General features: G+C 71.4%; 11 protein-coding genes and 2 tRNA genes. 4 read left to right on the top strand and 9 right to left on the bottom strand.

What is annotated here, in order from left to right; all coding sequences use genetic code 11:
* The first annotated feature begins 156 nt into the window (after nt 1-156).
* Nucleotides 157-1,824, top strand: a complete 1,668-nt coding sequence (locus ACFWVV_RS27870) for a hypothetical protein (RefSeq protein WP_384355653.1) — start codon at nt 157-159, stop codon at nt 1,822-1,824.
* A gap of 3 nt (nt 1,825-1,827) precedes the next feature.
* Here the strand turns inward: ACFWVV_RS27870 and ACFWVV_RS27865 are convergent, their stop codons facing one another.
* From ACFWVV_RS27865 to ACFWVV_RS27850, 4 genes are all read right to left on the bottom strand, one after another.
* Nucleotides 1,828-2,382, bottom strand: a complete 555-nt coding sequence (locus ACFWVV_RS27865; RefSeq protein ID WP_384355651.1) for an HIT family protein — start codon at nt 2,380-2,382, stop codon at nt 1,828-1,830.
* A gap of 80 nt (nt 2,383-2,462) precedes the next feature.
* The gene (gene thrS, locus ACFWVV_RS27860) at nt 2,463-4,439 is read right to left on the bottom strand and encodes a threonine--tRNA ligase (protein ID WP_384355649.1); all 1,977 of its coding nucleotides are present in this window, start codon (nt 4,437-4,439) and stop codon (nt 2,463-2,465) included.
* 114 nt (nt 4,440-4,553) lie between these two features.
* Complete coding sequence (locus tag ACFWVV_RS27855; RefSeq protein ID WP_384355647.1) at nt 4,554-5,777, bottom strand: hypothetical protein; 1,224 nt, start codon at nt 5,775-5,777, stop codon at nt 4,554-4,556.
* Nucleotides 5,777-6,343 (bottom strand): DUF4365 domain-containing protein, encoded by a 567-nt coding sequence (locus tag ACFWVV_RS27850; RefSeq protein WP_384355645.1) that lies wholly within the window; start codon nt 6,341-6,343, stop codon nt 5,777-5,779. Before ACFWVV_RS27850 ends, ACFWVV_RS27855 begins: the two co-directional genes overlap by 1 nt.
* 214 nt (nt 6,344-6,557) lie before the next feature.
* Here ACFWVV_RS27850 and ACFWVV_RS27845 point away from each other — a divergent pair, with 214 nt between their 5' ends.
* Nucleotides 6,558-7,286 (top strand): 3'-5' exonuclease, encoded by a 729-nt coding sequence (locus ACFWVV_RS27845; RefSeq protein ID WP_384355643.1) that lies wholly within the window; start codon nt 6,558-6,560, stop codon nt 7,284-7,286.
* An 81-nt stretch (nt 7,287-7,367) separates the two neighbouring features.
* On the opposite strand, the gene ACFWVV_RS27840 is transcribed toward ACFWVV_RS27845, so the two are convergent.
* The 3 genes from ACFWVV_RS27840 to ACFWVV_RS27830 form a co-directional block, all read right to left on the bottom strand.
* A complete protein-coding gene (locus ACFWVV_RS27840; RefSeq protein ID WP_384355641.1) occupies nt 7,368-7,556 on the bottom strand; it encodes a hypothetical protein in 189 nt (62 codons plus the stop codon).
* Between the two features lie 182 nt (nt 7,557-7,738).
* Nucleotides 7,739-7,810, bottom strand: a tRNA-Val gene (locus ACFWVV_RS27835).
* Between the two features lie 39 nt (nt 7,811-7,849).
* Nucleotides 7,850-8,305 carry an SRPBCC family protein gene (locus ACFWVV_RS27830; protein ID WP_384355722.1) on the bottom strand — a complete coding sequence of 152 codons (456 nt, stop codon included), beginning with the start codon at nt 8,303-8,305 and terminating at the stop codon, nt 7,850-7,852.
* Nucleotides 8,306-8,396: 91 nt separating this feature from the next.
* On the opposite strand from ACFWVV_RS27830, the gene ACFWVV_RS27825 reads away from it, so the two are divergent.
* A complete protein-coding gene (locus ACFWVV_RS27825; RefSeq protein WP_384355639.1) occupies nt 8,397-11,018 on the top strand; it encodes an SCO7613 C-terminal domain-containing membrane protein in 2,622 nt (873 codons plus the stop codon).
* Between the two features lie 99 nt (nt 11,019-11,117).
* Here the strand turns inward: ACFWVV_RS27825 and ACFWVV_RS27820 are convergent.
* Both ACFWVV_RS27820 and ACFWVV_RS27815 read right to left on the bottom strand, forming a co-directional pair.
* Nucleotides 11,118-11,189: transfer RNA gene (locus ACFWVV_RS27820), tRNA-Val, on the bottom strand.
* Nucleotides 11,190-11,257: 68 nt separating this feature from the next.
* Complete coding sequence (locus tag ACFWVV_RS27815) at nt 11,258-11,713, bottom strand: TIGR02611 family protein (protein WP_384355637.1); 456 nt, start codon at nt 11,711-11,713, stop codon at nt 11,258-11,260.
* A gap of 190 nt (nt 11,714-11,903) precedes the next feature.
* On the opposite strand from ACFWVV_RS27815, the gene ACFWVV_RS27810 reads away from it, so the two are divergent.
* Entirely contained in the window at nt 11,904-12,317 is a 414-nt protein-coding gene (locus ACFWVV_RS27810; protein WP_003959770.1) for an SsgA family sporulation/cell division regulator, read from the top strand.
* The last annotated feature ends 114 nt before the right edge of the window (nt 12,318-12,431 follow it).

The raw sequence follows: 12,431 nt of genomic DNA, 5'->3' as shown, positions 1-12,431 counted from the left end.
TTCCGCGCTCCCCTGACGAACAGGACACCACGCCGATAGTCTGTGATCCCAGCTCAGAAGGTGTGCGGCGGCCAGCAGTTGGGAACAGGCGCAGAGCAGTGGATTTCCTCCGCCGACAGGGGCGGATCGCGCGGAAATGTCGTAGGTGAACGGTCGATGGGGGCGGTAGTGGCGGACTCGGGATTCGATTTCTCACCCGGTGCACAGGTACCGCTCCAGGGCGGCGCCGGACAGACCGCGGCGACCCACGCGCTGGCGTCGGCGGCGTACCGGGACAGCCCGGTGACGGTGATCCTCGACGCGAACAGCGACTGGCACAAGTCCGAGGTGAAGAAGGGCAGGCTCTCCCTCTTCGAACCCAATCTGGGCGAGGCGTTCTCCCGGGCCGTGCAGGTCCGCATGCTCGGCGGCGCCCGCGCGGCGCTCATCCAGTCCTTCGGCACCGAGCCGCAGACCGTCGTCGAGCACTGCCTGGCCGCCACCAACATCCGCAAGGCCCGCGACTCCAAATTGACCGCCGTCATGGCAGTCTGCGGCCTGCTCTTCCTGCCCGGGCTGCTGCTCTGGCTGGCCGTCTTCCAGCTGCGCCGCACCGTGGCCGGCGCCAAGGACAGGCGGGCCGGCGCCCTCGGCACCGCACTCCTCATCGCCGTCGCCGGCCTGGTCGTGATCTTCCTGATCAAGCTGCCCTTCACCGGCGTGCTCGGCATCTACCTGCGCGCGATGGTCGTCGCCCCCGTCATCGGCTGGCTCTGGGCCAAGCAGATCTGCGAGGCCACCGCCAAGGACCTGCGGGAGCGCTGGTCCGCACTCCTGTCGGGCGGCGGGATCGGCGCCAAGATCCCCGAAGCCGTCCCCCGCAGCCCCGGCGAGATCGCCGCCGAGAACCTCCGCCAGGGCCTCGCCCGCCTCACCGCCGAGCAGCACTCCAACTCGGTCTTCTACGCCGGCCCCAAGGGCATACTCGGCATGGGCACCCGCTGGGGCAGCTGGCAGCTCGCCGAGGAACTCAACCGCGCCGACCCCGCCAAGGAGATCCACGGCTTCCGCAGCTGGGACGTCATCCGCGCCATCCACGACCAGCTCCGCATGCTGGAGCGCGGCCCGCTGCACACCGGCGGCTTCCCCACCCCCTCGGTCAAGCACTGGATCGTCGCCCCGGTCGGCGAGAACGCGGGCTCGGTCAGCCGCCCCGAGGGCCAGGACGTGGACGCGTACCAGATCAAGCAGCACGAGATACAGCGCATCTGCAACGAGCAGCAGTTCGGCTCCGGCAACCGGCACTACCTCGGCGTCCAGTTCACCCTCTGGGACGGCCAGCTGGTCATCACCATGCTGATCACGGTGACCGTCCTGCACGAGACCCTGCGCATCGAGGTCACCGGACACGCACTGGGCCCGGTGCACCCCCTGTTCACCACGAAGCCGAGCCCCAAGACGGTCACCGTCAGCAAGACGGTCAAGTTCTGGGAGACCAAGACCAACGAACTGCCGCTCATCGACACCGCCGAGGTGGTGCGTCTGAGCGTCCGCGCCCCGCTGACCTGGTTCCCCAACGTGCTGGACCACCTCGGCGGCAAGCTCGTGCTGCCGGAGCCCTTCGGTCTGCGGCACGCCTGGGCGGACAAACCGTGGCGGCACCGCTTCATGGCGGACGACGCGATGCGTGCCGCGACGCCGGTGCTGCGGGTGGTGCACACCGCCGCCATCAAGGTGCTGGAGGACCACGGCGTCGACACCGAACGCTTCAACGGCCGGTCGATGTTCCTCAGCGGCGCGGTCCAGGACCCCTCGCCCCGCCGGGCCGACGTGTACGACGCGTAACGTCTACGGCTGCTCGGGCCACACGTCGGCGAGCATCTTCCGGGTGTCCGCGAGGAGTTGCGGCAGCACCTTCGTGTGCCCGACCACCGGCATGAAGTTGGTGTCGCCGCCCCAGCGGGGCACCACGTGCTGATGCAGATGGGCAGCGATACCGGCGCCGGCGGCGGAGCCCTGGTTGAGCCCGATGTTGAACCCGTGCGCCCCGGACGCCGTGCGCAGCGCCGTCATGGCCTTCTTGGTGAAGACGGCCAGCTCGGCGGTCTCGGCGTCGTCGAGCTCCGTGTAGTCGGCGACGTGCCGGTAGGGCATGACCATCATGTGGCCGCCGTTGTACGGGTACAGATTCATGATCGCGAAGACACTCGTACCGCGCGCGACGATGAGCGACTCCTCGTCACCGTGCGCGGGAGCCACGCAGAAGGGGCAGCCGTCGCCGGACCCGGGCCCGGTCGGCTTGTTCTCACCCTGGATGTACGCGATCCGGTGGGGCGTCCACAGCCGCCCGAACCCGTCGGGTTCACCCACCGGTCCACTCTGCTGCTCCGGCTCAGTCGTCATGCGGAAAGCATAGGCGGCCGAGCAGGCAGGACGGCAGGGAGGGCGGCTCCTGACGGAACCGCCCTCCGCTTCGCGCCGGGTCAGACCTGGACGCGCCGCTCGACCACGTCGACCAGCTTGGCAAGGGCATCGGCCTTCGGGATGCCGTTCTCCTGCGAGCCGTCGCGGTAGCGGAACGACACCGTGCCCGCCGCCATGTCCTCGTCACCCACGATGATCATGAACGGCGTCTTCATCTTCTGGTGGTTGCGGATCTTCTTCTGCATCCGGTCGGACGAGGCGTCCACCTCGACCCGCAGCCCCTTCTTCTTCGCCTCGGCGGCGAACTCCTGGAGGTAGGAGATGTGCGAGTCGCCGATCGGAATGCCGACCGCCTGCACGGGCGCCAGCCACGCCGGGAACGCACCCGCGTAGTGCTCCAGGAGCACCGCGAAGAAGCGCTCGATCGATCCGAAGAGCGCACGGTGGATCATGACGGGGCGCTGCTTGCTGCCGTCCGGACCGGTGTACTCCAGGTTGAAGCGCTCCGGCAGGTTGAAGTCCAGCTGCACGGTCGACATCTGCCAGGTACGGCCGATGGCGTCCTTGCACTGCACGGAGATCTTCGGCCCGTAGAAGGCAGCCCCGCCCGGGTCCGGGACCAGCGGCAGCCCCTGCTTCTCGGCGACCTGCTGAAGCGTCGCGGTGGCCTCTTCCCAGATCTCGTCGCTGCCGACGAACTTCTCCGGGTCCTTGGTGGACAGCTCCAGGTAGAAGTCGGTCAGACCGTAGTCGCGCAGCAGCCCCAGGACGAAGGTGAGCGCCTTGTCGAGCTCCTCCGCCATCTGCTCCTTGGAGCAGTAGATGTGCGCGTCGTCCTGCGTGAAGCCCCGGGCACGGGTCAGACCGTGCACGACACCCGACTTCTCGTACCGGTACACGGTCCCGAACTCGAACAGCCGCAGCGGCAGTTCGCGGTACGAACGCCCCCGCGCGTCGAAGATCAGGTTGTGCATGGGGCAGTTCATGGGCTTGAGGTAGTAGTCCGTGCCCTCGTCGAGCTGCATGGGCGGGTACATGCCGTCGGCGTACCAGTCCAGGTGCCCCGACTGCTCGAAGAGCTTCCCCTTGGTGGCGTGCGGGGTGTAGACGAACTCGTACCCCTCCTCCTCGTGGCGCTTGCGCGAGTAGTCCTCCATGACCCGGCGGATGATGCCGCCCTTGGGGTGGAAGACCGCGAGGCCGGAGCCGATCTGCTCGGGGATCGAGAACAGGTCCAGCTCGTTGCCCAGCTTGCGGTGGTCGCGCTTCTCGGCCTCGGCGAGGAACTCCAGGTGCGCCTTCAGCTCGTCCTTCGACGGCCACGCGGTGCCGTAGATGCGCTGGAGCATGGGGTTCTTCTCGCTGCCGCGCCAGTAGGCGGCGGCGTTGCGCATCAGCTTGAAGGCCGGGATGTTACGGGTGCTGGGCAGGTGCGGCCCCCGGCAGAGGTCGCTCCAGCACCGCTCGCCGGTCTTCGCGTCGAGGTTGTCGTAGATGGTCAGCTCGCCGCCGCCCACCTCGACGTCCGCGCCGTCGTCGCTCGAAGCCGAACCCTTGATGCCGATGAGCTCCAGCTTGTACGGCTCGCCGGCCAGCTCCTCGCGGGCGGCCTCGTCGCTGACCACCCGGCGGGAGAACTTCTGCCCCCGCTTCTGGATGATCTGCATCTGCTTCTCGATCGCCTTGAGGTCCTCCGGGGTGAAGGGCCGCTCGACGTCGAAGTCGTAGTAGAACCCGTCCTTGACCGGCGGGCCGATGCCCAGCTTGGCCTCGGGGAAGAGCTCCTGCACGGCCTGCGCCATGACGTGCGCGGTGGAGTGGCGCAGGATGTTCAGGCCGTCCTCGGAGGTGATCTCGACCGGCTCGACCTCCTCGCCGTCCTGGATCTCGTACGAGAGGTCCTTCAGCTCGCCCGCGACCCGGGCGGCGACGATCGAGCGCTCGCCGGCGAAGAGCTCGGCTGCCGTAGTGCCCGACGTCACCACGCGCTCTTCCCGCTCGGAATCGCGTGGGATGAACACACGGACATCTGACACCGGTCTCTCCTGACTGAGGGGGGTGCGCGCCCGGGGAAGCGGCACGCACCCGAATCGTACCGAGCGACCGGGCCCGCACGCGAAACGGTTATGCCCTCCCCCGGCACACCCTCCTCACTCCTCCCCGCTGCACGCCTCCTCGAAGAAGTCCAGGTTCTCGTGGAGCGCCTTCATCAGCCGGTCCCGTTCCGCCTCGTCGACCTGTACGGGCACCACGCCGCGCGCCCCCGTCAGCCGCCGGAACCCGCCCCTGCGCTCCAGCCGCCCGCCGACCTGGATCGGCAGCCCCACCAGGTGCGCGTGCCCGGCGATCCGGTACGCCTCCTCGTCGAGCACCAGCCGCACGTACGGCACCTCCGCCCCCGCCAGCACCCGCAGCCGTACCGTCCCGCCGCCCCGCGGAGCCGATCTGCGCATCCGTACGACAGCGCCCGTGAGCCGTACCGGCACCGAGGGTTCCGCGCGCAGGTAGCGCGCGCCGGCGGACCGCAGTGCGGGCAGGTCCCCGGGTGAGAACTCCACCGCCTCGGGCCGAGCCGCGCAGCCGGGCGGGGCTCCGGCGGAAGGCGCCCAGTCCAGGGCGATCCGCGCGCCCTCGGAGCCCTGCACCAACGCGACCAGCGCCTCGGTCAGTTCGTGGCTGACCCCGGCCTCCACCGCCGCGTCGAAGGCCTCCATGCCGCCGGTGGCCCGCTGGTAGTCGGTCGCCTCGCGGGCCGCGTGCAGCGCGTGGTGCAGCCGTACGACGGTTGCCCGCCCGGTGCCGACGGGGACGAACGCGGTCAGTCTGCGCCCGCCGGCCCCCGGCCCGACCAGGACGTCCGCCAGTGCGGCCTGCGCCTGTCTGCGGTGCCGTGCCCCGTAGTAGCCGGCCCGGCCCCGGGCGGCCAGCGCCCCGGCGAGCAGCACCTGGCGGGCGGCCGAGCGCAGTTTCTCCTCGGCGGGCCAGGCGGCTGCTCCCGTCACCTCCTCGGGGACGTCCCGCCACCACCGGATCTCGTCGCTGGGTACGGCGAGCTGCACCAGGACCTCGCGTGCGGAGGGTGCCGGGCAGCGTTCCAGGGCGCCGAGTGCCTCGCCGAGGAGGTCGTCGCTGTCGGGAAAGGCGCGTGACTCCGGTACGAGCAGGCTGGTGCCGCCGGGGCCGGTGCCGGGCGGCGTCCAGCGTGCGTAGCGTCCCGGTGCTCCGCCGCGCCTGTGCCATCCGTGCCGGGCGAGCAGTGCGCCGAGTACGGCGGGGTCGACCTGGGACGACTCGGGTCCGCCGCCGCCCCAGGCGCCCACGAGTTCGCTGGGGTGCGGTCGTCCGGGATCGTCGATCGGCCGGTACCGGTGCATCAGGGTTTCCCTCCCGCCCCGACGCGGGTCATGATCTCGCAGAGGGCTCGGTCGTCGAATATCCGCGAGGTGGCGACCCGCACATTGGTCCTGTGCCTGCCCGTCACGGGGTGTCCGGCCAGGTTGATCCAGTAGCAGCAGTGCCGTAGGTCGAGCCGGTCGTGTCCGGCCCGCAGCCAGTCGTCCCTGGTCCTGGGCACGATCATCACGACCAGGATCTTGTGGACCGAGACGGGTGTGCGCGCCAGCTTCACCAGGTGGTCGTTGTCGAGGGTGAAGGAGAAGGCGGTGCCCGGCGGGCGGGGGGTGAGCTGGTAGGTGCACTTGAGCTGCACCTTGATCGTCACTTCGTCGTCGATGGTGTGCACGGGGGACCCGTGGCTGACGTGCCAGTCGATGCCGTTGTCCGGGAACGGCTGGGAGAGCGAGCAGCCGGCGGCTGCCGCGACCGCGTGCAGATAGCCCACCTGGAGTGTCTCCATGCAGGCGGTGGTGGCGAGTGCGCCCCGTGACGGAGGGGTCCGCCCGGGCAGCAGCCCGCCCGGTTCGGGCTGCGTGAGCGCCATGGCTGACGTGTGCCTTCCGGGCCGTGCTGATCGGTTCGTGGCCGGCCGGGACCGGCCGGTGATCGACGGGCCGTCAACTTCCGTTCCTGTCACCTGTGTTGTCTCCGTACGGCTTATGTCGTAAACGGCCCGGGTATCACCGCTTCGGGCAGGGAGCGCACCGGGCCGATCCGTGGAGCACGCCAACTGCCGGTGGAGCCAGAGGAGTAGGGACATGACGTGCTGGTACGAGGGGCCCCTGGCGGCCTTCGACACGGAGACCACGGGCGTGGACGTGGAGGGTGACCGGATCGTTGCGGCGGCGCTCGTGGTGCAGGAGGCGGCGGGCGCCCGGTTCCGGGCCACCCGCTGGCTGGTCAACCCGGGCGTGCCGGTTCCGGCCGGCGCCACGGAGATACACGGGCTCACCGACGAGCACCTTCAGCGCAACGGCCGCTGGCCGTCGCCCGTGATGGAGGAGATCGCCCGTGCGATAGCCGAGCAGTGTGCGGCGCGGCGCCCGCTGGTCATCATGAACGCACCGTTCGATCTGACCATGCTGGACCGGGAGTTGCGCAGGCACCGCGCTTCCTCGCTGTCGCGGTATCTGGAGGCCAGGCCGTTGACGGTGCTGGACCCGCGGGTCCTGGACAAGCATCTGGACCGGTACCGCAAGGGCCGGCGCACCCTCACCGATCTGTGCGCGCACTACGGTGTGGAGCTGGACGAGGCGCACGACGCGGCAGCGGACGCGAGGGCGTCGCTGGAGCTGGTGCGGGCGGTGGGCAGGCGGTTCTCCGCGCGGCTGGAGCGGCTCTCGCCCGCCGAACTGCACACGCTCCAGGCGGTGTGGTTCGCCGCGCAGGCGCGCGGCCTGCAGGCCTGGTTCGCGCGCAACGGCTCCGAGGAGGCGGTGGACCCGGCGTGGCCGCTGCGCCCGGAGGCGCACGCGCAGGCGGCCTGAGCCCGGCAGCGGCGCGCGGGGCAGGGACGGTGTGCGGGGCAGGGGCGGTGTGCCGTCAGGGGCGCCCCGGCGGTGCGGTACTCAGACCGTGTCCGCGCCGCGGGTCCTCCACAGCGCCACCAGCCCTGTCAGGGCGGCGAGTCCGAGCAGTCCGGACAGTGTGCTGAGCACGATCCGGAGCAGGCCGTCCGCCGCGAAGCCGAGGAACACGTTCGCGGCCACGGAGACGGCGAGCAGCATCCACAGCATCGCCTTGGTCATGGTGTTCATCGGGGCGGTGTCTCCTCGGTCGGGTCGCGCACGGCGGTCCGTGCACCGACCACGGTAGGAAATCCGCGGGCGCGGAACGAGGGAGCGGACCCCCCTGCCGGGGGTGGTGCCAGCCCCACCCGGGGGCACTGTCGCGCCATGCGAAAAGCCGGTCCGTCTGTGACGGACCGGCTCTCCCGGGGTGGGCGATACTGGGTTCGAACCAGTGACCCCTTCGGTGTGAACGAAGTGCTCTCCCACTGAGCTAATCGCCCGGGAACGGGTTGAACCATACAGCTCTTTCCGGGTTCGGTTCAAACCGCGAGTGCGGCGGCCAGGGCGCGCCGTCCCGAGCGCATCATCCACGCGTGGTTGGCGAGGAAGACCGGCCGTCCTGGCACCGCCAGGTTGCGCAGCAGCGGTCTGCGCACGTCCACCACCTGCTCGTAGAACGCCCGGGTGCCGTGGTCCTTCCCGAGGCGGGCCGGCCGGACCGTCCAGCGCGCCCACCCCGTCATGTCCCCCGTCAGGCCCGTCTCCAGGACTCCGGCCGCCGGGTCGCGGCGCCGCTCCTGTGCGGTGACCACCAGGTCGTACGGGAGGAACGAGCGGATGCGGACGGTGGCGTTGCGCGCGTCGACGGGGGTGACCGCGCGGACCTGCGGCCACCAGTGCGGGTAGTCCTCGGGGCGTCCCAGGACGTCGAGGACGGCGGCCGGGTCGGCGTGCAGTTCCCAGATGCTGCGAAAGCGGTAGTGGCACCAGTCCATGCCCCCAGCCTGCACCATCCGGGACACCTGAGTACCCGACTGAGTACTCCTGCCCATGACGGGAGCGGCTCCGTGGCTCCAGACTCCCCCCATGAACCACGTTCCGCCGCTCGCGCCCGCCGACGAGCTGCTGCTCATCGACCGCGAGCTGGCTCAGCTCGACGCGCGCCGCGGGCAGTTGCTGCAACGCCGCGCCCATCTGCTGCACGTCCTGCACGTGCAGGCCATCCCTGCGGCGTCCGCGCCCCGTACGCAGTGGGGGCCCGCGCCCGCGCCGCCACCCGGGCCGGCCGCGGCCTCCTCCCGGAGCGCCCAGAACGTGCTGCTGACCCTCGGCGGCATCCTGCTGGCTGTCGCCGCTCTCGCCTTCACCCTGGTCGGCTGGGGCCAGCTGGGCATCGCCGGCCGTGCCGCGGTGCTGACGGTGGTCACCCTGGCCGCCCTGGCGGCGCCCGCCCTGCTGGTACGCCGCGGTCTGGTCGCCACCGCGGAGTCGGTGGGCGTACTGGCCCTGCTGCTGACCGTGCTGGACGCCTACGCCCTGCACGAGGTGGCTTTCGCGACTGCCGGCGCGGTGGCCTGGACGGCCGCCTCGGCCGCGGTTCTCGCCCTCTTGTGGGCGGCCTACGGACTGGCCGTCCCCCGACTGCGCACCCCCCTGCCTGCGGCCGTGATAGCCGCACAATTTCCGCTGTTCCTGGGGGCGTTGGCAGCCTCGGCCGCCCCGCTCGCCCTCGCCTGGGCCCTGCTGGCGACGGCCGCCCTCGACGCGGCACTGGTGGCGGGCACCTTCCGCCGCCGCCTCCCCATGGCCACCCCGAGGCCGGCCGGGGCCCCCGCTCAGACACAGCCTGAAGCCCCGGCCGCTGCCTCCTCCGGTGCACGGTCCGCCGCACCCGCCGCCCCCGCAAGCGCACCTCCCGCCGCATCCTCCGTCCCTCCCTCCTCGCCCGACGCCCGCTCGCCCCGCGGCCGCTCCCTCGGTGCGGTGAGTCACCTCGCCGAGGCCGGCGCGTGGGCCACCGGCGTCATGGCGCTCCTGATCGCGCTGGCGCGCTCCGTCGGCTCCTCTTCCGTTCCCGGCGCCCTGCCGGCGTCCGGGCTGCTCCTCGCGGGCGCGCTGCTCGCCCTGGGAGCCGCTGTGCTGCGTCCGGGGTCCGCCCCCGCTCTGGTCGCGGGGCTGGCCGCCGTGGCCTCGGCGGGCGGTGCTCTGCGGCCCGCGATGCCGCTCGCGTGGACCGTGCCCAGCTACCTTCTGTGCGGGTTCGGCGTCCTGGCGCTCGCGTCGCTGTCCCGTCCGGTACGCGGTTTCCGGCTCGCCCGACCGGTACGGCTCGGTCTGGCGTGGGCGGCCGGGGCGGTGGCCGGGGGCGCGGTGCTGACCGTGCTCCCCGCGCTGACCGTGAGCGTCCTCTCCGTACCGCTGGCGAGCGCCCTCTCGCCGTGGCAGGGCCTGCCGGCCACGGTCCGCGAGGCGGTGGACTTCGACTTCCCGTGGGCGGCTGCCTCCACGGGTCCCCTGATCACCCTGACGGTCGCGGCCGTCCTCGCCGCCGTCCACCGCCGCCTTCCGCACCCGGCGACCGCGTCCGGGGCACTCGTGCTGGCCGCGGTGGCCGTGCTCCTGCTGCCCACCGCACTGAACCTGCCGTACGCCGCCGCCCTCTGCCTGTACGTGGCTCTGGCCGGCGCCGCCTCGGCGCTGGTGTCCCGCACCGCGACGCCCGCTCCGGAGCCGTCGACGGCCGCCACGGCGGTCCGCACCGCCCTTTCGTACGCGGCGCTGGCAACCGGTGCGCTCACCGCGCTCTCCGCGTCCGCCCTGGCGCTCGCCTCGCGGGAGGCCACCTTCGGTGTGCTGGGCGCGCTGCTGGTGGTGTGCGTGCTGCTGGCTGCCCGCACCCCGGCCACGGTGGCGGGTGCCGTCGGTTCGGTCGCGGCGGTGGGGTACGCCGCCGGGCTCGCCCTCGCCGCGGCCGCCGCGCTGGAGCTGCCGCCGCAGCACACCGGGCTGCTGCTTCTCGTTGTTCCTGCGGCCGTCGCCCTGTGCGCGGCCCGGGTCCCGGTGGTGCCCGCCGAGTACGCCGCGTCCGTCGTCGCGCTCCTGGCCGTGGCACTGTCGACGGCCCACCTGCCGACCCTGGCCCTGGTGCTGGCGCTGTGCGCGGTGATCTGCGCCGGGACCGCGCTCCGCCCGGGCCGCGCACAGGCCCGCTGGGTGGCGGCGGCCCTGTTCCTGGCGGCGACCTGGGTCAGGCTCGCCGCGTCCGGGGTCGCCACCCCCGAGGCGTACACCCTGCCGGTGACGGCCCTGGCGCTGGCCGTGGGCTTCGTGCGCCGCCGCGCCGAGCCGACGGCGTCGTCCTGGACGGCGTACGGCCCCGGCCTGTCCGCGACGCTCCTGCCGAGCCTCGTGGCCACCTGGGCCGACCCGCACTGGCTGCGTCCGCTGCTGCTGGGGTGCTGTGCCCTCGTGGTGACCCTGCTGGGCGCCCGGCACCGTCTGGGTGCCCCGCTGCTGCTCGGGGGCGTCACGCTCGCCCTGGTGGCCGTCCACGAGCTCGCCCCGTACGTGGTCCAGGTGGTCGGCGCGCTCCCCCGCTGGCTGCCTCCGGCGCTGGCCGGTCTGCTCCTGCTGGCAGTCGGTGCCACGTACGAACAGCGGCTGCGCGACGCACGCCGCCTGCGCGAACGGCTGGGCAGGCTGGGCTGAGCGGCACGGGGGGGCCGCGCATCTGTGCGCCGCCCTTCCCTGCCCCGCACACGCCAGAGGCCCGAGAGACTGTGCGTCTCTCGGGCCTCTGGTCCCGGGTGGGCGATACTGGGTTCGAACCAGTGACCCCTTCGGTGTGAACGAAGTGCTCTCCCACTGAGCTAATCGCCCGGGCACAGACAGAACATTACCGCATGTCAGCGCGTGCCCCCGACCAGTTTCCGGTCATCGCCCCGAGGTCACTCGTCGATCTTCCAGGGCATCACGAGGCCGAACTTCCAGACGTAGATCCCCACCAGCACCGCGACGACGATCAGCCCGATCGTGGTCAGGATGATGTTCCTCCGGCGCACCTTGGGATCGAGCGCCTTCTGGGCCGCCTCGGTGAGCTTCCGCTTCGTCCAGCGCATCACCAGCTGGGCCCAGACGAACTCGGTCGCCCAGATCGCCATGCCACCGAAGATCACCACCCAGCCGGGGCCCGGCAGCGGCAGCATGATGATGCCCGTGATCACCACCGCGAGGCCGACCACGAAGACGCCCACCTGCCAGCTGAGGTGCAGCGTCCTGCGAGCCTGGATGTACTGCGGCGCCCGCGATCCGAGCTCTCGCTCGTCGTCCTTCACGTCCCCCGTGCCGGGATCGGCCGTCGTCTTCGCGACGACCCCGTCCCGTCCGTCACTCTCCGCGTTCATGGCTGCCAACCTACCGGAGCGCGGCCCCTCACTGGAATAGCCGTACGAGTCAAACCAGGACTCGGCCGTACGAGCTACCTCAAGCGACCTAAAACACCCACAGGGGTTTACAACAGCACCAGAGGTGGCATGTCGATTTCGCCGACGTGCGAATCCCCGAGCGCACACTGAGCGAAAGGCCCTGGCGCTTATGAACACCACGGTCAGCTGCGAGCTGCACCTGCGCCTCGTTGTGTCGAGCGAGTCATCACTGCCTGTACCCGCGGGCCTGCGGTACGACACGGCCGATCCCTATGCCGTGCATGCCACCTTCCACACCGGAGCCGAGGAAACGGTCGAGTGGGTATTCGCCCGCGATCTCCTCGCCGAGGGCCTGCACCGGCCCACCGGAACCGGCGACGTCCGAGTCTGGCCGTCCCGGAGCCACGGTCAGGGCGTTGTCTGCATCGCCCTGAGCTCGCCGGAGGGCGAGGCCCTGCTCGAAGCCCCGGCGCGGGCGCTTGAGTCGTTCCTGAAGAGGACGGATGCCGCAGTGCCACCCGGCACTGAACACCGGCACTTCGACCTCGACACGGAGCTCTCTCACATCCTGGCCGAGAGCTGAGCCAGGTCGAGAGTCGCTCCTCGCCGTCCGACTCGGGGCGACGGCGGGTTGCGGACAACCCCATAGGGACAACTTCATAAGCCGGTCAGCGGCGCCGTCGTCACGGAATCCACC

Origin of the sequence: Streptomyces sp. NPDC058663, assembly GCF_042716745.1 — a bacterium.
In the GTDB taxonomy this organism is placed as follows: Bacteria; Actinomycetota; Actinomycetes; order Streptomycetales; family Streptomycetaceae; genus Streptomyces.
Note: the sequence above shows the minus strand (reverse complement) of the source record. Positions and strands in the feature narration are given on the sequence as shown.